Annotated in this window: 16 protein-coding genes and 1 pseudogene; 12 read left to right on the forward strand and 5 right to left on the reverse strand. The window is 44.0% G+C overall.

Annotation, left to right across the window (positions count from 1 at the left end):
- Window positions 1-41: 41 nt before the first annotated feature.
- Window positions 42-779, forward strand: coding sequence for a hypothetical protein (locus AC3WT9_RS28205; RefSeq protein ID WP_492408361.1), 738 nt, complete (start codon window positions 42-44; stop codon window positions 777-779).
- A 349-nt stretch (window positions 780-1,128) separates the two neighbouring features.
- On the opposite strand, the gene AC3WT9_RS28210 is transcribed toward AC3WT9_RS28205, so the two are convergent.
- Window positions 1,129-2,766: a DUF2075 domain-containing protein gene (locus tag AC3WT9_RS28210; protein ID WP_492408363.1), complete on the reverse strand. Its 1,638-nt coding sequence runs from the start codon at window positions 2,764-2,766 to the stop codon at window positions 1,129-1,131.
- Window positions 2,767-2,940: 174 nt separating this feature from the next.
- On the reverse strand, window positions 2,941-3,285 hold the full coding sequence (locus tag AC3WT9_RS28215; RefSeq protein WP_492408365.1) for a helix-turn-helix domain-containing protein: 345 nt from the start codon (window positions 3,283-3,285) through the stop codon (window positions 2,941-2,943).
- A gap of 178 nt (window positions 3,286-3,463) precedes the next feature.
- Between AC3WT9_RS28215 and AC3WT9_RS28220 the strand changes: the two genes are divergently transcribed.
- The 7 genes from AC3WT9_RS28220 to AC3WT9_RS28250 all read left to right on the forward strand — a co-directional run bounded on the left by AC3WT9_RS28220 (window position 3,464) and on the right by AC3WT9_RS28250 (window position 12,245).
- The gene (locus tag AC3WT9_RS28220; RefSeq protein ID WP_492408367.1) at window positions 3,464-4,102 is read left to right on the forward strand and encodes a DNA-binding protein; all 639 of its coding nucleotides are present in this window, start codon (window positions 3,464-3,466) and stop codon (window positions 4,100-4,102) included.
- A gap of 178 nt (window positions 4,103-4,280) precedes the next feature.
- Window positions 4,281-4,613 carry a nucleotide pyrophosphohydrolase gene (locus AC3WT9_RS28225; protein WP_492408369.1) on the forward strand — a complete coding sequence of 111 codons (333 nt, stop codon included), beginning with the start codon at window positions 4,281-4,283 and terminating at the stop codon, window positions 4,611-4,613.
- A 225-nt stretch (window positions 4,614-4,838) separates the two neighbouring features.
- Window positions 4,839-5,552: a restriction endonuclease gene (locus tag AC3WT9_RS28230; protein ID WP_492408371.1), complete on the forward strand. Its 714-nt coding sequence runs from the start codon at window positions 4,839-4,841 to the stop codon at window positions 5,550-5,552.
- A gap of 949 nt (window positions 5,553-6,501) precedes the next feature.
- Window positions 6,502-6,789, forward strand: coding sequence for a hypothetical protein (locus tag AC3WT9_RS28235; RefSeq protein ID WP_492408373.1), 288 nt, complete (start codon window positions 6,502-6,504; stop codon window positions 6,787-6,789).
- A 147-nt stretch (window positions 6,790-6,936) separates the two neighbouring features.
- On the forward strand, window positions 6,937-7,635 hold the full coding sequence (locus AC3WT9_RS28240) for a nuclease-related domain-containing protein (protein WP_492408375.1): 699 nt from the start codon (window positions 6,937-6,939) through the stop codon (window positions 7,633-7,635).
- Window positions 7,636-7,669: 34 nt separating this feature from the next.
- Window positions 7,670-9,859: an McrB family protein gene (locus AC3WT9_RS28245; protein WP_492408377.1), complete on the forward strand. Its 2,190-nt coding sequence runs from the start codon at window positions 7,670-7,672 to the stop codon at window positions 9,857-9,859.
- Window positions 9,831-12,245: a DUF2357 domain-containing protein gene (locus tag AC3WT9_RS28250; protein ID WP_492408379.1), complete on the forward strand. Its 2,415-nt coding sequence runs from the start codon at window positions 9,831-9,833 to the stop codon at window positions 12,243-12,245. Before AC3WT9_RS28245 ends, AC3WT9_RS28250 begins: the two co-directional genes overlap by 29 nt.
- A 304-nt stretch (window positions 12,246-12,549) precedes the next feature.
- On the opposite strand, the gene AC3WT9_RS28255 is transcribed toward AC3WT9_RS28250, so the two are convergent.
- Together AC3WT9_RS28255 and AC3WT9_RS28260 are read right to left on the reverse strand one after the other, a co-directional pair.
- Window positions 12,550-14,289 (reverse strand): sensor histidine kinase, encoded by a 1,740-nt coding sequence (locus AC3WT9_RS28255; protein WP_492408381.1) that lies wholly within the window; start codon window positions 14,287-14,289, stop codon window positions 12,550-12,552.
- Entirely contained in the window at window positions 14,286-15,020 is a 735-nt protein-coding gene (locus AC3WT9_RS28260; RefSeq protein ID WP_492408383.1) for a response regulator transcription factor, read from the reverse strand. Before AC3WT9_RS28260 ends, AC3WT9_RS28255 begins: the two co-directional genes overlap by 4 nt.
- Before the next feature lie 291 nt (window positions 15,021-15,311).
- Between AC3WT9_RS28260 and AC3WT9_RS28265 the strand changes: the two genes are divergently transcribed.
- The gene (locus tag AC3WT9_RS28265; protein WP_492408385.1) at window positions 15,312-15,623 is read left to right on the forward strand and encodes a YbjQ family protein; all 312 of its coding nucleotides are present in this window, start codon (window positions 15,312-15,314) and stop codon (window positions 15,621-15,623) included.
- On the opposite strand, the pseudogene AC3WT9_RS28270 reads toward AC3WT9_RS28265, so the two are convergent.
- Window positions 15,619-15,833: pseudogene (locus tag AC3WT9_RS28270) on the reverse strand (hypothetical protein); the annotation flags it as partial. The gene AC3WT9_RS28265 and the pseudogene AC3WT9_RS28270 sit on opposite strands and share 5 nt — an antisense overlap.
- A gap of 165 nt (window positions 15,834-15,998) precedes the next feature.
- On the opposite strand from AC3WT9_RS28270, the gene AC3WT9_RS28275 reads away from it, so the two are divergent.
- The 3 genes from AC3WT9_RS28275 to AC3WT9_RS28285 all read left to right on the forward strand — a co-directional run bounded on the left by AC3WT9_RS28275 (window position 15,999) and on the right by AC3WT9_RS28285 (window position 19,163).
- Window positions 15,999-16,730 (forward strand): CPBP family intramembrane glutamic endopeptidase, encoded by a 732-nt coding sequence (locus AC3WT9_RS28275; RefSeq protein ID WP_492408387.1) that lies wholly within the window; start codon window positions 15,999-16,001, stop codon window positions 16,728-16,730.
- 270 nt (window positions 16,731-17,000) lie between these two features.
- Window positions 17,001-17,741 (forward strand): Fic family protein, encoded by a 741-nt coding sequence (locus tag AC3WT9_RS28280; RefSeq protein ID WP_492408389.1) that lies wholly within the window; start codon window positions 17,001-17,003, stop codon window positions 17,739-17,741.
- A 261-nt stretch (window positions 17,742-18,002) separates the two neighbouring features.
- Complete coding sequence (locus AC3WT9_RS28285; protein ID WP_341089748.1) at window positions 18,003-19,163, forward strand: cobalamin-independent methionine synthase II family protein; 1,161 nt, start codon at window positions 18,003-18,005, stop codon at window positions 19,161-19,163.
- Window positions 19,164-19,166 lie beyond the last annotated feature (3 nt).

The raw sequence follows: 19,166 nt of genomic DNA on the forward strand, positions 1-19,166 counted from the left end.
TTATTGACATGTAGTGTTGCTAATCTTAAGGAGGTTTTTAGTTGTTTGGGAATATGGTGTATTACGATAATATTAAAATAAACGAGTATAAAACCGTTTTAAGAGGAGAAAAAAACTTGAAAATAGAGAGGTTGAACTTCTCTAGTGATAAAGGCATAAGTATGGGTGATGCGAAAGCATCAAAAACATATGAAGCAGTTATTGAAGAAAGCTTATTGTATGACTGTGATGAGTTTGAGAAACTATTATATGGAAGGGACGACTATTTTGATTTCACAGAATCTGATGATTCTGAAATAGAAATGATTAGGCGAGGTAGTATTATTAAATTTGATAGTTATCTCAGTATTCCAGAGAATTTTGATTTAACTCAAATGATCGGTGAGTTTAAACCTATGATATTGAATTCAATTTCTGTAGAGATGAGTAAAGATGAGCAAGAAGCATTCAAGATATTTTTCGAGACATCAAATGCCAAAATACCAATAATTACTGAGTGTGGGACTAGATTGCTTTGTTCAAAAATTGATTCTAAATTTTTGAGAATCTTATATGGTCAGTTAGAAGAATATGAATTGTTGGAAGTAACCATTCTTGCAAGAATAATATCTTCAACCAACGTTAATAAAGAAAAGGCATTTTATGATCCTTTAAAAGACTTTATTTCTTTAAACAGATCTGTGAGAAGATCGATGGAAGAAGATCGACCCGATGGACTCAAGCAACTTTATGTAGATGAAGAATATAAAAATATTGAGATTATTGCTATGTATCAATAAACCGAGATGGAAATTAATATTAAATAACCGCAGGAAGGCAGCTTTTACGAGTGGCAGAGTGTCAAAATTGCATTTAACTAGAGGGAATTGGTAGTATATTGCTGCGTGATTGTCCTTCTTAAGTCTATCATTAAATGACTCAGTTTTGGTTTGAGTTGCTTTTACAATCTAAAAATACGAATACTGCCACATCTAACTCGTTGTCATTATTACTTGCTCCATGTGAACTATTTAATATTAGTATGAAATGGAATTAACGAATGAGAAGTTAAAGTAGGAATACCCTCTCTTCATTGAGAGGGTATTGTTTTTTCATCTCGAGGTTATAGGCCTATGTAAAATAGCAATTTTAGGGACGGCATAATAATAATCTCTCTCTTAGCTTTGAGTCGGTAGCATAAATATAGAGTCCATGGATGCCACGTTTCATTAAAACATTGATCGAATTTAATATGATCTCTTCTTTAATCTGTTTTATTTTCTCATTGGAGAAATCAGTTCGTGAGGCAAAGGCACCTACGTCCTTGTATTTAGTAACGTCGATTAGAATTTGATCTGTTTTCTCATCGTATCCAATGGATGGGCCGAGGATTACACCAACATAATTCAAATCAAAACCTTGGATGGTATAAATAGAACCTACTTCTTGAATAGTATGAGTTTCTTCGGCCCAAGTAGTACTGTTACTCGTTATATTCCATGGCATTTTCAGCCCATCAGCCTCTATGTAATATATCTCTCCATCCTTTTTATGTTCATAATCAAAGGTTGATACCAATCTTGACAGACCAAATTCCTGATTCTTGTCTTCAATCGCTTTCTTAAATTGATGTACATTACTAAAGATTTGCAGATCATATGCATTTTTGTTGTCTGTAGGAATCTTAACAAGCTTCTTTGAAAGGAAGCAGTCGATCCAATTTATGATTTCTGGACCCGCATTCATTCGAAATTGATCAGTTAATTGAAACTTTTTGGTAGGATATTTTTCTGTTACTTCATTCAGCATTTGTCTATTCCAATAACTTTTAATCTTGAGAACCTGCCTCGGATCAAAGATTACAATAGTTACAACACTTCTTTTAATGATCTCCTCTAGCTGATTCGCATACCGGAAGTTATTATAATTGTCTTCTTTAGTTAAGAGTAAATGTGCTTCATCTACTAATACAATATTAGCTAATTTAGTATTTGGATCTACTGTTTTGTTTATGAAGGACGTTGGTTTCAAAAAGTTTTTCTTTTTTAAATTAGGGAGACTATTAGCTATACTTTGATAAGTTTTTAACATTTCGCTATGGTTAACCAATAAGTAATTATTTGTACCATTCAAAGTGGAGCTAGTATCATTAGCATAATCTTGAATAGTATTAAATATTGAACTTAATAATACACTTTTTCCTGTGCCTGCATTACCTTCAATTACAAGTACGTGAGGAGTAGTCTTTTTAGCGTGCTTCTGACAAAACTCTATAACAGAATTTTTTACTTCTAGTTGCTGTTCCGAGAGTTCTTTATAGGGAGAAAGCTTATACGTATCTTTATTTCTTAAGTTCTCAAGCGTTTCTTCTACAATATGTTCTTGCTTTAGCCTTTCCCATATTTGCATAAAAACTTCTTGGTTGTAATATTCCTTTTGATAGTAATTATGCATCTGGTTTTTTACTGTTTGACTGACATTTTGGAGTTTATATTGATTTTCGGCAATAAAATAATTAATTAGATTGGTCTCGATGTTGTAAGTGGCAGATTGATGAAACCTCTCGTCTCCAATAATGATTGTTTGATTATGGATTTTACGTCGTGGATTTTTTAGGTGCTCATTTAGGCGTCTCTTCACGTGAACAGTTTGCCCAATATAAGCTTGGGATAACTTTTGATTATAAAGAATATAGACGACTGGATGGTTGATTAAATAATCTGCTTGAATGTGATCAGAATCCAACTTATTAAAGCCTATTTTTTCAAAAGCAAGTTCATTCGTCATTTTAGTCTCCTGCATAATTGGATTGTCATAGAGAGTGGATACAGGACTTCGCTGTTCCTATATTTGCAATTAGCTCCAAAATACCAAAGCTATTTTTAAATTAATCACTATTACAGAAAAGAACATTTATGTATGAAGGGAAAATAAAAAAGATAACCTAAAAAGCTTAGTGCACTATTCTAAGGCCTCGCTAACCTCTTTTACAATCCTCATCATAGCCTCGATTTGCTTAATACTTAACCCGCTCACAGCAATTATATACTCATCAACTGCCGCTCTTTGTGCAGCTTCAATCTCATTTTGTTTATCATAATTTTGAAAAAATTCACTTGGTTGAACCTTTAAGGCTGCCACAATTTTCTCAAGCGAATCTATAGAGAAATTTCGTTCCCCTCGTTCTACTGACCCTATATAGGCATCATCCAGATTGGATAACTCCGCAAGTTTTTGTTGGGTTAAGCCCTTTGCTTTCCGAATATCCCTTACTCTATCCCCAACCAAGTTCCGTAACTTTGTCATTATTATTCACCTCTCCTAAAGGGTAGGAGAGTACAGGTATAAATAGCAGGGTTTCATAGACGGTAAAATTTATTGAAAAAACTCCTTATAAGTAGTATATTTTAATTATTCTACTACTAGCACATAAATAGAGAAAGAAGCTTTTTCTGGAATTACTCTCTATAAGGAGGTTATACCTATGCACCTCTCAATTCTAAAGTCCTTCAACCCGGATGTTCTTGTCGAAATGCTGGAAACTGCGCATTACTTCGAACAGTGGGACAAGCTGCTATACACTGCAGATATTTTGCATAGCTATGCCCAGCGTATCTATGAAGAGCGGCTGTACTGCAAGTCGATGGGGATGACGATCCCCTTTGTTAAGATGCAGCACCCTCTTGTTTATTATTTTGGGTTCAGTCAACAGATGCGTGGAGTTGCATGTCAGCATCTGGGGGATTACGAGCAGGCCAGGGATAGTATTTACAGATACGTAGAACTTGGGTGGTTGGAGGATTTAGGGGCGGATGGGCAAGAAATTGCACGTGAATTTCGACATTTGGCAAAAGTGAATTTATATGCTGTAGAGATTTTATCTGGAAAAATAGAACTCTTGGATGATTATTTTCACTTTCTTCAGACCTATCCAAAGGGACTACTTGATGGGCTAGTTGTTATTATGCAAACTGCGCTTTGTTATGGACTGAACGTGGACGAGCAGTTGAGTCACTTAAATGATGATATAAGTCAAATCAAGCTAGCACAGGAAAAAACTGCGCATTTTAAGTACAGTAGGTTTTGTTATCTAGTAGATTTATATAAAATGCGGAAGGCTTAATAGAGTAGTGTGTTTTATTTAGTTTGACTATTCCTGCTCTCCATAATATTCTTAATTAAGAAGCATATAACAAGGCCAAAGCATGGCCGTGATTGACCATTCAGAGGCGTATCCCAGGTAACGGGAGAACTGCCTCTTTTTGGGTTGTTTACTCACTTTTCATGACAGGAGCATACGGATGAAAGAAGAGCTTATAAAACTAATCTTAGCCTTTCGAGAGAATAGGAATTGGGAACAATTCCATAATCCAAAGGATTTGGCTATCTCGTTGAGTATTGAGGCCTCAGAGCTGCTGGAGAATTTTCAGTGGAAATCTTCAGAAGAAGCGGTTGAGTCTAAGAAAGAACAGATCGCCGATGAACTAGCGGATGTGCTAGTTTACGCAGTGTACTTAGCTCAGTCATTAGATCTAGACCTTGAGGACATAATCTTTACTAAGCTTAAAAAGAATGAAGCTAAATATCCAATTGAGAAGGCATTTGGGAAGAAAGACAAATATACTGACCTATAGGAGAGCATCCATGATTGTTTACAACAGCAGTGCTGTAGCTTTTCGAGAGAAAGTCGATAGTAACCAGTTAACAGTGTAAATTGAGAATGCTTTTATCAGCAAGATGGGCATACGGCCCAGACAGGGTAAAGGAAGAACCCCAGAACTAAGAGAGTACCTGGAAGGTCAACTCAAGCGAGTAATGGCATAACACCTCAATTATACTAATGTATCTAAGGAGCAATTATGGCATCAATTATTGGATTTATAGCAGTTATCATCCTTTTATCCATCTTGTCCGGACTGATGCAAGGAAATAAGAAGAAAAAACGCAGTTCAGCCAAGCGGAAAACACCCGTTAAGAAAAGCACGGCCACTGCCTTTAACCGTTCCTCGACAACATGCAGACCGGATGAAGTGCTATTGAAAGCATCTTTAGACCAAATTAACGGCGCTGAGTTTGAAAGATTGCTGTCTCTGTATTTCAGAGATCAAGGCTATACCGTCAAGGAAGTAGGAGTGGGAGGCAAGGATGGGGGTGTAGACTTGGTCATCATCGATAAGCGCGGTGAGAAAACTGCGGTGCAAGCCAAGTGTTATGCTGAACACAATAAAGTGCAGGTTATGACGGTTCGCGAGTTGGTAGGTGCTAAAAGAAACCATGACTGCATCTTGTCTCTGTTAATCACCACCTCCGATCTTACAGCAGATGCAAAACGAGAGGCGGAGCAATTCAAAGTTGATTACTGGCATGGGGCTCTAATCGAGAACAAGCTCCGAGCTTGGGGGAAATGGCAGCCTGCAAAAGGCAAAGTAAAGTCTAAAAAAGCTAGTAGCACCCAAGTCAAAGCCGTAACCTGTGCATGCGGGGCACCAATGGTTCAGCGTAAAAGTAAGGAGGGTAGGGCTTTCTGGGGCTGTAGTAATTATCCAAGCTGTCGCAAAACAAAGGCTATGTAAACCCAGTGAATGATACCTCAAATAGTAGGAATATTTTAAAGAAAAGCTCGCGAAAATCTGTGTTTATACGTGCTGCCAAGGATGAGAGCCAAGATCCTTCATGGAGAACACATTGTAAAGAGGCCTCTGCGAGCTTTAATTTAGTACTACAAAGAAGGTAGGATAATAGCATAAGTATTTCTCACGTAGTTTGTGTAAGCGAGGGAAAGATAATTATATATTGTTGTCCAACCAGAGCTTTGCAAACTTCATGTAGAAAAATTACGACTATTAAAAATACAGCTACGTACTTACGCTTGAGAGCCAAGTCTCTTTCAGCAGCAGAGTTATTCTCCACCATCCCTTCAACCTCTCTCCCAACAACTCCCCAACAGAAGCATCCAATGCTTTCGTAACAGCAACCACCTCATAATCCTGCACGAGTCTATGTTGACCTTCCAATCTTGATAAACTGGTTGGGCTAATGTCTAAGCCGAAAGTTTGCAGCTTGGAAATGAATTCTCTTTTCTATAGATGGGTATAGAAATTCTAATGCGTCCATTAGTTTATTTTAATTTAATTCGATATTCACATTTAAATAACATTTTCTTCGCATACAATTTGGCTATATTGTGAGGTGATACCGAAATGAAGCATCGAAAAGATTCTCTGGGTGACAAAATTTTATTGGAGTGCGAGGTGGAGCGATTAGAAAAGCTTAGCTAATGAAAATAACTTTGCCAGAAAGGTGAGGATGCAATGCACAATCTGTTACACAAATATGAGGGGGAAAAGCGAAAGCTGAATGAACTTGGACAGAAATCACTGGAGCAGGGAATTCCGTTAAGTACGAATAAGGCGCTTCAGGCTCAGAGTCATAGAGTAGACGAACTTATTAATCAGATGTATCAAGAAAAAAGTAGGCATGCAGTGTCATTTTTATATGAACTTTTGTCTTGGAGGAGATATGGTGAGCTTTCCAGTATGGTTTATAGAAACGATTCAAGGTCGTTTGGGTGAGGTAAGCGCACTGATTGAACATCAATCCGAGCCTAGACAAGCTTTTGAAGAAGAGCGCAAAGCTTTTCAAGTGTTGTTTGCCTCCATGGATATTGCACGTAAGCCAGAGTTTGAAAATTGGGAGGATAAGCTTTCTATAAAGCACTCCGTTCTTTATGAACGTCTATATCTACAAGGACTACAGGATGGAATGCAGCTTGCTAGTGCATTTGCTGCTCCTTCTGTTCTCTCGGATTAAGAGGGAATCCAAGGTATGCGTTAACTTTATGTTGGGGCTGTCCATGCGACAGTCCTTTTTTCTTGTGTGCATGTTTGGAAGGAATACATTCCCAAATTGTCGAATTACCATACATATTGTAAATCTAGTTGTTATCGAGGTTTTGCTATGTTTAAAGAGCTATTATCTCTCTTCAAAAAATCCAACACTAAGCCGCCACAGACTGTGCGTAAGGCACCAACTCCTAAGTCGAAACCGAAGGTTACTGCCACACGAATTGGAGAGCTAGGCGAGCATAAAATCAATATCCAACTTGACCAGCTACCTAAGGAGTGTAAATCGTTAAGTGATTTATTGCTCGCTAATCCAAAGTCTAGAACAGCTTACACTCAGATTGATCACATCGTTATCTCCCCGTATTGCTTATTTGTCATTGAGACGAAAAACTACAATGGGGAAATTAAAGGTGGGCGGACGGATCAACAATGGTCAGTGAGCAACCGTTACAAGATGTATAATCCGCTGAAGCAAAACTATGGACATATCAAGGCTATCGAGAGTCTGATAAAAGGTGTAGCCGCAGTGAAATTCATCTCTATGGTTTCATTCACGATGAGATGTCGGTTCAGTATTGACCCGGAGCTTCGGAAAATCCACTCGGACGAACTGGTTGTCTATGATGTGGAACTAAGTGAGTTTATTTCTAGGAAGCTGATCAGTTTGAAAACGGGAACTCCTGAACCTCCTATTTCTGCGGAGCAGGCCCAAACGATATACGATCATTTGGTTCAGGCTAATATCACCGATGCCGAGATTCGCAAGCTTCATGTACAGAGAATAAAGGGGAAGAACGAGCAGCATCTGTAAGTTACCTATCATTGGACTAAGGGAGTTAACATAAATGATCAAACAACTACGAAGCTGGTGGAAAGACACAGACATTCCTAACTTAATTGGTCGCAAAAAAGTAGACTTTTCAATCTTTCGTGACGGTACTCATATTCCAGTTGAGTTTCACCCGGATTTCTTAGAAGCAAATCAAGGTCAACAGCCTAACTTAGGTGAAGGAATAAAGGTTAAGCTCATATATGAAGATCGAAACTATGAAGCCACTTTATTTAAAATCGATCAAGTTTCTGCTAGCCGGGAGGCTCTTCAACTCCGCTATAACGGAAATCAAACGTTGAAGGATTTGTTAATTGAAACCTTCAAGCATTCATATTCCTACATTATGCAAGAGAGAACGAATCAACTAGCAGATGATGCGAAGAAACCCCAGGTTGTCGTTCCTGAAGATCAAGCAGAATACATAGGTTTCTTCGCGACAGGAGTTCCTTTCGAATACCGTTTAGAGTTTATAACGTATAAGTCGAAGCCTAATGTATGGTGGGTAAACCAGGGAACTACCATTCAAGCAGAGAAGGAAGAGGAGATTCTGTGGGCGCCCCTACTGAATACTCAAGGCCGGAAACTGTATCATTGGGAGACGATGAATGAAGTTAAACAAGGAGATATCATCCTCCATTATTCAAATAAAGCTATTCGTTATGTTAGCCAAGTAACAAATGCGGCAGTAGAAGCACCTAAACCAGGCTCCATGGCCAATACGAGTTGGCAAGAAGAAGGACGATTGGTTCGCTCGGAGTATGCGGAACTCATTCCGCCTATTAGGCTACAACAGTTTAATCAACAAATTATGCAACTGAACTTAACCCAAGGTCCGCTTCATTCTGGAGGCGGTGTGAATCAAGGATATTTGTTCCGCTTTTCAAGACAAGGGCTTCAAGTACTTCAGTCACTCACGGCAGAAGTGAATTGGCCTGATTTTATCATTCTAGATCAAGATGAGGCTGCCTCCAATACGGAGAGCTCGCATGAGGGGATTCCTATTTTACCGCCGTCAGATTCTAGTATTACAACATTACTCCACCAAATCCAATCCCACATCCGCCGCCAAGGCTTCTTCTTCCCTGAGCACCTGATCGAGAACTTCTACCTCTCACTGAAGGCCAAGCCCTTTGTCATCCTGGCAGGTATATCGGGCACAGGAAAGACTCGGCTAGTGAAGCTCTTTGCGGAGGCGCTTGGAGCAACGAGGGATAATGGTCAGTTTACCTTGATCCCAGTCCGGCCGGATTGGAGTGATCCTGCGGATCTGCTGGGATACAAGGACCTCTCGGGCAGGTTCCAACCGGGTCCGATTACGAAGGTGTTCGTGGAGGCGCGGAAGCTGGAGAATCAGCATAAGCCTTATTTTATCTGCCTGGATGAGATGAATTTGGCACGGGTGGAGCATTATTTCAGTGATCTGTTAAGTGTGCTGGAAACACAGGAGTGGCGGGAGGGAAGGATTACGACGCAGGACCTTATCTCGCCTACCTTGCTGGATACGCTTGAGGATCAAGAGGAGTATGGCAGTCTTGGCATCCCGGAGAATGTGTTCTTGATCGGGACGGTGAACATGGACGAGACCACACATCCTTTTAGCAAAAAAGTACTCGACCGTGCCAACACGCTAGAGTTCAATTACATCAATCTAGAGCAGTATCCTGATTTGGGTGAGCAGGTAGAGGCTAGTGATAGCTTTGACGCTGCCGAACTGAATCATCTTTTCCTGCGCTCCGATTATTTGCAGCTAGTTGATGCTTATGATGTCAACAAAGAGCTCGTTGTCCGGACGACAGAAAGATTGGTTAAAATCAATGCCTTGCTTGAGGATATTCACGCTCATGTGGGCTTTCGGGTACGGGATTCGATTTGTTTCTATATGATTTATAACGATCGGTACAAGCTGATGAGTGAGGAAGAAGCCTTTGACTGGCAGCTGCTGCAAAAGATACTACCTCGCATCCAAGGGAGCCACTCCTCGGTTCGACGAGTCCTGTTGAGCTTGATTAAGGGTGCTATTGGTAGTGGTGCTGGCGTGACGGTAAATATTGAAGAACTCAAAGAGGATGCTACTCCACTCTATATGAAATGGGCTACTGGCCAAACTCCGCCTACGGCCAAACATCCGCAAACTGCTCGTAAATTGGCTTTTATGCTCAGGAGGCTGGAGGAAGATGGATTTACCTCATTCTGGCTCTCTTAATGGGGCGGCCGAGTTGCTCCGTATCGAAACGGAGCTTTTTACGCTTTATGTGCAGGGGCGGCCCTATCATCCTACGGTAGAGACGTTGCAGCTTCATCGTTCTTCTAGTCAGGAGTGGGTGAATGCACAGCTTGGGCTAGATTGCTCCGAACGGCTGGGTAATGTGCAGATCAAAGTCTTCTCACCTGAGCTGGGCGGGATGGTGGAGTGGCAGCCGGGGGAGTCTGTGTTTCCATGTTTTTATGAGACACAGTCGTATGAACTGGTTATCCAGAACAAGTGCGCGGATAGCCTTTCTTTTTACCATGAGAATGTGCTGCTGCGGCAGGCGGTTAAGCCTCTAGGGGACTCTATTCTTGCGGGTGTTCTGAACTTTGGGAATGAGGTTGGTTTGACGGAGTGGGAGGTACGAAGCGCGGGACAGACTTTACTGCGGGTAGAAATGGAGATTTTCCCCTCCAAGATGGATTACAAGCTGGATTACCAGAATATTTTGAATGAAGTAAACGCACAGATTTATAATTTGGCCTTTGATTTTTTGCGCCGAACCTACCAACTAACAGGCCTGCGGGAGACGCAGCATCAGAGCCTGACGGAGTTTTTTACCATCCTACAGCATGTATTTAGACAGCTTCTGGATGCCGTCGAGCGGATCAACAAGAATCCTAATTACGCGCTGCTCCAGGATCGCCGACTAGTGGATGCCAATCGGGTCAAAAAGGCAGGAAGAGAGAATATCCGCGAGCTCACGAAGCATCCCGAACGATTGAGAGAAGATACGAACCATGGATTCTTGACCATCGGCAGCCGGAATTATACAGCTACACATTTAATAGAGACACGTAAACGCCTAGCCTATGATACTAATGAGAATCGGTTCATCCGGTGGATGCTGGAACGTATTCATGGGAAGCTGAAGGAGCTCAAGGCTCGCTGGAAGATGAACAGCCGAACTCCAGATCCATTACTTATCAAAAGGTTAGACGCCATGCTCACTCAGCTAGAGCGGGTGCTCAAGATGGATTTCTTGCGTGAGGCTGGAGTGCTGAAGCAGATGTCCGTTACGCTTGTGCTGCAGATGGCTCCTGGATACCGCGAGGTCTATCGTTGTTATCTGATGCTGCTTAAAGGCCTGTCTATCCAAGGCGACCTGTTCCGCTTATCTATGAAGGATGTTGCTCAGCTCTATGAGTATTGGTGCTTCTTGAAGCTGAATCAGCTCCTGGGGCAGAAGTATAAGCTGGTGAAGCAGGATATTATTAAGGTGAATCGGAACGGTATTTTTGTTACGCTGGATCGCTCGCAGCGCGCCAAGATGGTCTATGAGAATCCAATCAATGGCGAGCAGTTCATCCTGTATTATAATGCGATTCCTGGAACGGACAAGACCCCGACGCTGAGTCAACGCCCGGATAATGTGCTAACCCTGAAAAAGAAGGATGCGGGCACAATCAAAGAGTACAAGTATGTCTTCGATGCCAAGTATCGCTTAAACCCTGCTTACGAGGGGACTTCCTATCATCGGACTTATGGACAGCCTGGGCCTGAAGAGGATGACATCAACACGATGCACCGTTATCGGGACGCGATTGTGTATCAGGAAAAAGGCACAGGGGAATATGAGCGAAGCATGTTTGGAGCGTATGTGTTATTTCCGTATCCGGATGAGGAGCGGTACAAAGCCCACCACTTTTACAAAAGCATTGAGCTATTGAATATCGGCGCGTTACCGTTCCTACCGAATTCTACAAGCTTGGTGGAGCAATTCTTAGATGAGATTATTCAGGATAGTCCGGAAAAAGCTTTTGAGCGCTCCACCCGTCCACAGGGGACGAGAGAATACTATGCCAATCAGCTTGCTGGCAAAAATGTGCTGGTCGGTTCTGTGCGGGGACCGGAGCAAGTTGAGGTGGCGTTGCAGAAATCTTTTTATCATATGCCATTAAAAAACCTTTCAGATGTAAAGATACTCACCCAGCTCGAATATGTGGCGATGTGCCAATCCAGAAAGAAATTTTATGATCCTGCAAAAACGGGCATTCACTGGGTAGGCAAAGTGGCAGATTGGAAGGTGCTGCGGCGTAAGGAGATCAAGGAGGTTCCTTCTCGCCCGGGTACAGAAGAAGAGCTGTATATACGCTTCACGATTGAGGCCTGGCAGCGGTTAGCGGTGCCTGTCTTGCTGGGAGGACAAGGGATTTATACGGTGCTCTATACCAGTAAGTATATCCTGGACCGGGCCTTGGAGCTTGCAGAGCTCCGTTTAGAAACGGAGGAAGATATTCGCGAATGGCGTGAGAAACGCCGCAGGGGTAAAGTGAAGGTGAAACTGGATCATGAGCAGTATGTGGATTTAGGGAGGGTTGTGGAGGTTCGGAATATTTGAAGTAACGGGAGGCCAAATCATCATGATAATCAGCAGCTTCCTGATTACCGTGATGGCTGCACGTTCCCATTAATTGTTGTTGTATGTGTTGACTCTGCTTACTCCACACATGTGGAATCGTGTTCAATGTTGGGAGTACATACTGGAGACTGCAGTTTTTTTGATATTATACGTGCTTATGGGCGGGGGGGCCGCTTACAATTATGCTTACAGATCAGTCTCCCCCTAGAGATGAGAAAGAGCGGTGTCCTGATTTTGCTCAGCTGAGCGTTTACACAGGGAAGAATCATTCCCAGCCAAACGCTCAGTTGGGCAATAAGATCTCAATTATCGTGCCTTGCCACACTTTGGATTTTACCTGGATTTCGCCGCTATGCGCTTCCACGATGGTTTTGGCGATGCTCATCCCGAGCCCGGAGCCTTCCGTCGATTCATCGGAATTCGTTCCCCGGTAGTAGCGATTGAACAAATGATGCAGCGTTTCCTCGTCCATCCCTTTGCCATTATCGATTACTCTTATGCATGCCTTGTCGTTCATCCTGCCGACATAGACGTTGACAATCACGCCAGGCGGGTTATGCTTCACGGCGTTGGACAGCAAATTGTCCATCAACCGCATCAGCCAGGTTTCATCGGCCTGTATCAGCAAGGGACAATCCTCCCCAACATAGTGAAACTGATACTCAGACATCATGGCGTCGTTGACGTACTTCAGTACGGAGCAGCGCACCAGCTCAACCAAGTCGATCTCCCGAAACTTCATGATCGAATCGCCCTGCTTGAGCTGATGAATCAATGAGAAGTCGGAGATCAGCTCCAGCATATAATCCCCCTTTTCCCGGATCGTCGAGCCCATGATGCGCATCTCCTCTTGGCTCCATTGCTCAGGCAAGCTCTCCAGCATATACCCATAACCTTGAATTGTGGCCAGTGGCGTGCGCAGATCGTGGGAAATCCCTGACATCCACTCCGCTTGCGCCTTTTCCAGCCTCTCGCGTTCCTTCTCGATCTGAGCCAATTGATGAGTCATCTGATAGAAGGATTCAATCACTTCCTTATAGAGCCTGTAGCGGATGCGCATCATGCCGTTGCGGCGGAATACCTTGCGCATGTCCTTGGCGGTCAGTACCTGGTCGTACTGTCCCCGGCCCATACGTTCGAACCAGCCTGCGAACAGAATCAGCGGCTGACCGTAGCGGTAGCCATGCCAGATGGAGATCGGCAGCGCCAAGAGCAGGATCAGAACTGTAATCCGGACGAGTCCACGCGTTGCCTTTTCCATCACAGGATGCTTCAGAGGGGCTCCCGCTGCATGGGGTGTATAGAGAATCCACGTCATTCCGCTCAGCTTGTCCCGATGGGCGACAATATTCGTGTCATAGTTGCTGGGCGATTGCTGGATGGCCAGGATATCCAGCTGTCGATACGCCTTCTGCACGTATGCTCCATCGCCGATGCCTTGTACGATATGGCTCTCGGGGTCGATCACCTGCAGATAGCTGCCGGTTTTGCGCAGCCGCTGGTCCAAGTGGGAAACCGCTTCGCTACGCACGATTCCATGCTGCCCGTAGGCATCAAACCAGGCAACGAGCTGGTCAAGGTCAGGACTAGGATAGCCCAGCATATACAGAAGCGGGTCTTGGAAAGCAAAATTAAGCTGAGTGTGTACGGCATACGTCCCAAACGTCCGTGTCTCTTGGATATCGAGCAGTTGAGCGATGGAGTAGGAGGCCGGCAGCGAATGATACGGAGTTGTATTGACGGCGTAGATCACCTCTCCTTCGGCACTGACAACCTGCAGCCACATGCCTTTTTCCTCGATGAGCTTGTCCCACTCGGGGGAGATCTGAATCGTCCCGTCCTTGTAATGAGCTTCTTGAGCGATCTGTTGCAGGACGCCAACCGGAAAGTTCCGGCGTATCTCATTACTCGTCATGTTCTGGAAAAACAAGATGCAGGCAACCAGAGTAATAGCCACCATAAGCAGGGCATAAAAAATCAATTGATACGTGAAGTGGAAGGCCATGCGCTGTTGGATCTTCATCGCTCCTGCGGCTCCTTCACCAGCTTGTAGCCAAGCCCGCGTACGGTGAGCAGCAGCTTCGGATTACCGGGGTCGATCTCGATCCGCTCTCGGATGCGCCGGATATGCACCATTACCGTCGAATCATCGCCCTGTCCGTTGATCCCCCAAACCTTGTCGTAGAGCTGTGTTTTGGAAAATACGATGCCGGGAAACTTACAGAAGTGCAGCAGCAGCTGGAACTCCTGCGCGGGGCAAGGAACTGGCTGTCCCTCCACGATTAGTTCGCCCTCCACCTCGTTGACGGTGAAGCGGCCAAACCGGTAAATCCCCGGATCGGGCCGTTTCGCCGGACTGGACGTCGAGGTTTCTGGCTCCAGTCGGCGTATGCGTGCCTGAATTCTTGCGGCCACCTCCAGAGGATTGAAGGGCTTCGTGATATAATCGTCCCCGCCCATAGCGAAGCCTCGCAGGACATCGAGATCGGAAGCCTTGGCCGTCAGAAACAAAATATACGGATTCCCGTATTTGCGGAGCTTGGAGCAGAGCTCCAGGCCGCTGCCGTCGGGGAGCATGATGTCGAGCAGGAGGATATCGGGGGCTTCACGCTTCGCTAAATCGAGAGCTTCCGCACAGGTGGAAGCCGCGTACAGCTGATGAAACCCTTCCCTGCGAAGCACCATTTGCAGCATCGTGACAATCGAAGGCTCGTCGTCGACGATTGCGATTTTAAAATCGGATAGATTTGTCATTGTTTTCACCCATTTCCATAGTAGCATAATCACTTTAACAGAACCTAAACGGCGGGAGTGAAATTAAGCTGATGTTTGTCTATCCGTTTAGGTTCTGTTTCATTGGGGCTGGTAGGATAGGGGTGAGAAAGCTATTCGAACATACAAAGGATTGGTTTATGAGAAGATCGTCCCAAGTCACCGCCGCTCTTGTTGTATTCATGTCGTCCGAAAAAGGTCGGTTGGGGCCTGAAGCGGAAAACAGCAACAAAAGTATTACCCTATAGCCAGGCCAATTGAGGAGGATAAATTATGATTATAACCACTACATCAACTATTGAAGGTTCCCCGATAAGGCAGTATCTGGGCATTGCCACCGGTGAAGTCATTATAGGAGCCAACGTATTCAGAGACTTTAAGGCTTCGATTACCGACCTCGTAGGGGGGCGTTCGGGCGCTTACGAGGGCAAGCTTCAGGAAGCGAGAGATACGGCATTTGCTAAGATGACTCAGAAAGCTTCAGGGATGGGAGCTAATACGATTGTCGGAGTCGACATTGATTACGAAGTCATTCGCGATGGCATGCTGATGGTTGCCGTAAGCGGGACGGCCGTGATCGTTTAACACCACGATGTTTGCCTGTTGTCTGGATGACACGTTGCTTGCCTTTGAGAAACCACGTATGCTGAAGCGCTTGGTAATCGCGGATCATCGACTCATCTTTGAAGAGCAAGTGAGCGGTTTTCTCGTCCATTCACCTTTTTTTAAAGTAGGAAAAGTTACTTCTGTGAAGGCTTGTTGCTTGATTTCATCCACCGCAGCTAGCGTATAGGTGATACGATGGTCTGCTTCAGTTGTTCTTGCTGTTCCTTCGTCAGCCGCAAATATTTATAGACCGTTCGTTCCGTTCTGCCGATAATCTCTGAAATCTCTAGCGCATCAACTTATATACTAAATAAGTCGTTATCTACGCATAACGATGCAAAGAGGTGTACACCCGTGAAAAATGTTCAAAAATTGTCTGAAACTGAAAAGGAACTTATGGAGGTAATTAGCTCTTCCACGTCCACTATGCCCCAAGCCCGACCTGGCTGGCCAGAGACCCTAACTGCACTGGGTCTCTATCTGATCGGCATTGTTATGCTCGGTCTTTGGATGGCGCAAATCCCTGACGAGCAAGCCATCTTGCGAATTAACATCGGGGGTGTAGGCAATGGTCACGTTGGCCTCGCCGCCTTGTTCGCAGCCTACGCCCTGCGGGTTCGCGATCTGCGCGCTTTCGGTTTCCGGGCGGTCGAACGGAAATGGCTGCTTGTGGGAGCCGGCCTCGGTGTTGTCGCGTTCGGCGGATGCTTCGTTATAGAGGGGGTGTATTTTCACTTCATCACCGAGCTGAACAACCAAGCGGACTTCCAGACGGCGGCGCAAGGCGGTGCGCTCTCACTCTTCGTTCTGCTTATCACTGGCGCTATCCTCACGCCGCTCGGCGAGGAGTTTGTATTCCGTGGCGTTATTGCCAATGCGCTGAACCGTTACGGAGCATGGGCCGGCGTGGTTGGCAGCGCTGCGATCTTCGGCGTCGTTCATGGATTCAACGTCATCCTGTTCGACGCATTCATGGTCGGCATCCTGAATGGTATACTGTTCCGTAAGACGGGTTCCATCTGGCCCGGGGTCGTGGTGCATATCGTGTATAACGGCCTCAATCTTCTCTACTATTCTACGCTATAGATCTAATTTCATGAGACATCGTGGCAGAGACAAACAGCTCGGTCAGCTGCGCGCGACCGTGGCTGTCTATGATCGTAGCGTTTTAGCATAGATGTAGTGCTCATCATCGTCGGGCGTGCTCGCGGAATTCGCGGATGTGGAGAAGCTCAGACAGAATCTTGCACAACTGCATATTTTACAATAGAGAATGCTATAATGATAACAATAGGTAAGGCTATTTTGACTATTAAGATACATGGAATCATTCTGAATTTACTGGGAGAAATGTGGATGAAATATGAAACATTAATAGAGCTCTTACAGGAAGAAATGAAGATGGGGCTTAAAGGAGGGCTGTACCATCAGACCCAAATTAAGCTTGCCTATAACTCCAACCGGATCGAAGGCAGTCGGTTATCTGAGGATCAGACACGATATATTTTTGAAACCAACACAATAAACGTAGAACCTGAAGAAACAGCAAGTGTTGACGATATTATTGAGACGGTAAACCACTTCGCCTGCTTTGACTATATGTTGAACCTTGCACATGAAGACTTATCCGAAGAAATGATCAAGGAATTCCATAGAATCTTAAAAAGAAATACTTCAGATGAAAGAAAAGACTGGTTCCGCGTGGGGGATTACAAAGTCAGGCCCAATGTGGTAGGAGATATGAAAACAACTGCTCCGGGAAAAGTGGCAAGCGCGATGGGGAAGCTGCTCACCATGTATCACCAAAAACCCGGAATTTCGTTTGAGGACATCGTAGACTTCCATCATGAATTTGAAAGCATCCACCCTTTTCAGGACGGAAACGGTCATGTCTGCAGGATCATCCTGTTCAAGGAATGTTTGAAAAATGGTATACTCCCCTTTATCATCGACCATGAGTATAAGCTGTTTTATTACCGCGGCCTGAAGGAGTACTCTTCGGAAAAAGGATATTTGCTGGACACCTGCCTGTCGGCACAGGACAGATATGAAGCGGAGGTTGCTTATTTCTTTCCGGAATTGAAGCGTCTTCCGTGATAACCGCTCAAGGCATGTGGAATCCGTTGCGGTATTGGTTATGATACCCGAACTTTTCTAAGTTCGGGTTGTTGTTTATATAGTTCGCCTTTAAGAAGGCTATAATAGCTATTTATTTGATAACCTTAGAAAGCTAAGATACTCATTATACCTTTTAACTATAGCCAGATATTACTTTTAAGTGTTATGTAGATAATAATCCTCCATGCTAGAATCTAACCATTAGAGAAAGACATGTGGTTAATATGAGGAGGATTTTACATGTGCAATAGATTTCAAATCGTAGGCAGCCTGTTGCGTCCGTCGAATTTATTAGAATATAAACATCAGATTGAGCATCGGGATGATATCAGTTATCCTTTTTACCAGGATTTCCAAGGGTATGAGCAGTGTGAAGCTGAGGCGATTCAGGCTGTAGTTGATAAAGAAATTAACAATGGTTTGTCCATTCTTACGGATGGAGAACATTCTAAATCTATGTGGCATTTGGACTTTGTCTGGGGCTTCCAAGGAATTAGCCGCTATATAGCGGATCATGGATATTTTTTCAGAGATACAGATGGGGCCTCAAAATATGAGACTCGAAAAGATATTGGTTTGCGCATCACAGGTGAATTAGGTGGAAAGAACCATCATTTTATTGATGTATTTAAGAAACTTCAAGCCCTTGCGGGCGACCGTGAAACCAAGCTGTGCGTACCTTCTCCATCCCATATTTTTGGTGAGCTGTCATGGTCAGATAACATTGGCGGCACAGAAGCGGTTTATAAGGACAGACATGAGCTTAAAGACGGTCTGGTTAAGGCTTATAAGGAATTTGTTGCGGATTTTGCTGCTGCCGGAGGACAAATCCTGCAATTCGACGATTGCTTATGGGAGCTATTTGCAGATGATAACCCGAACTCTCCATATACCGGCGAGAATATCAATCAAGAGGAAGTACAGGCTCTAGCTACAGAATTTATTGACATTAACAATACAATCATTGATTATGGTCATAGCTTAGGCCTCAAAATGTGGACTCATAACTGCCGTGGTAACTATGATTCCCGTAATATGGGTGGTGGCTCCTATGCCAAAATTGCTAATCTGTTCTTGAAGCAGCTTAAGTACGACCGCTTTTTCCTGGAATGGGATGATGACCGTGCAGGCTCCCTTGAGGCGCTTGCGGTGTTTAAAGATAAGCCTAATACAGAAATTGTACTTGGATTGTTGTCTTCTAAGACCAATACGCTTGACGATGAGGCCCGTGTAGTTCAAATGCTGGATGAAGCCTCTAAAATTATTGATAAGGATAGATTATTACTTTCTCATCAATGCGGGTTCGCGTCCTGTGATGGCGGCAATGAATTAACGGAAGATGAACAGTGGGCGAAGATCAAACAAGGACAACAGATTGCCCAGGAATATTGGGGTAATTAATAT

The sequence above is a fragment of the Paenibacillus sp. EB106-06-01-XG199 genome, assembly GCF_058791575.1.

Excerpts from the sequence above, each read along its gene's own strand:
- AC3WT9_RS28210 (WP_492408363.1), bottom strand. The coding sequence starts at position 2,766 with ATGACGAATGAACTTGCTTTTGAAAAAATAGGCTTTAATAAGTTGGAT.
- AC3WT9_RS28215 (WP_492408365.1), bottom strand. The coding sequence starts at position 3,285 with ATGACAAAGTTACGGAACTTGGTTGGGGATAGAGTAAGGGATATTCGG.
- AC3WT9_RS28220 (WP_492408367.1), top strand. The coding sequence starts at position 3,464 with ATGCACCTCTCAATTCTAAAGTCCTTCAACCCGGATGTTCTTGTCGAA.
- AC3WT9_RS28225 (WP_492408369.1), top strand. The coding sequence starts at position 4,281 with ATGAAAGAAGAGCTTATAAAACTAATCTTAGCCTTTCGAGAGAATAGG.
- AC3WT9_RS28230 (WP_492408371.1), top strand. The coding sequence starts at position 4,839 with ATGGCATCAATTATTGGATTTATAGCAGTTATCATCCTTTTATCCATC.
- AC3WT9_RS28240 (WP_492408375.1), top strand. The coding sequence starts at position 6,937 with ATGTTTAAAGAGCTATTATCTCTCTTCAAAAAATCCAACACTAAGCCG.
- AC3WT9_RS28245 (WP_492408377.1), top strand. The coding sequence starts at position 7,670 with ATGATCAAACAACTACGAAGCTGGTGGAAAGACACAGACATTCCTAAC.
- AC3WT9_RS28250 (WP_492408379.1), top strand. The coding sequence starts at position 9,831 with ATGGATTTACCTCATTCTGGCTCTCTTAATGGGGCGGCCGAGTTGCTC.
- AC3WT9_RS28255 (WP_492408381.1), bottom strand. The coding sequence starts at position 14,289 with ATGAAGATCCAACAGCGCATGGCCTTCCACTTCACGTATCAATTGATT.
- AC3WT9_RS28260 (WP_492408383.1), bottom strand. The coding sequence starts at position 15,020 with ATGACAAATCTATCCGATTTTAAAATCGCAATCGTCGACGACGAGCCT.
- AC3WT9_RS28265 (WP_492408385.1), top strand. The coding sequence starts at position 15,312 with ATGATTATAACCACTACATCAACTATTGAAGGTTCCCCGATAAGGCAG.
- AC3WT9_RS28280 (WP_492408389.1), top strand. The coding sequence starts at position 17,001 with ATGAAATATGAAACATTAATAGAGCTCTTACAGGAAGAAATGAAGATG.
- AC3WT9_RS28285 (WP_341089748.1), top strand. The coding sequence starts at position 18,003 with ATGTGCAATAGATTTCAAATCGTAGGCAGCCTGTTGCGTCCGTCGAAT.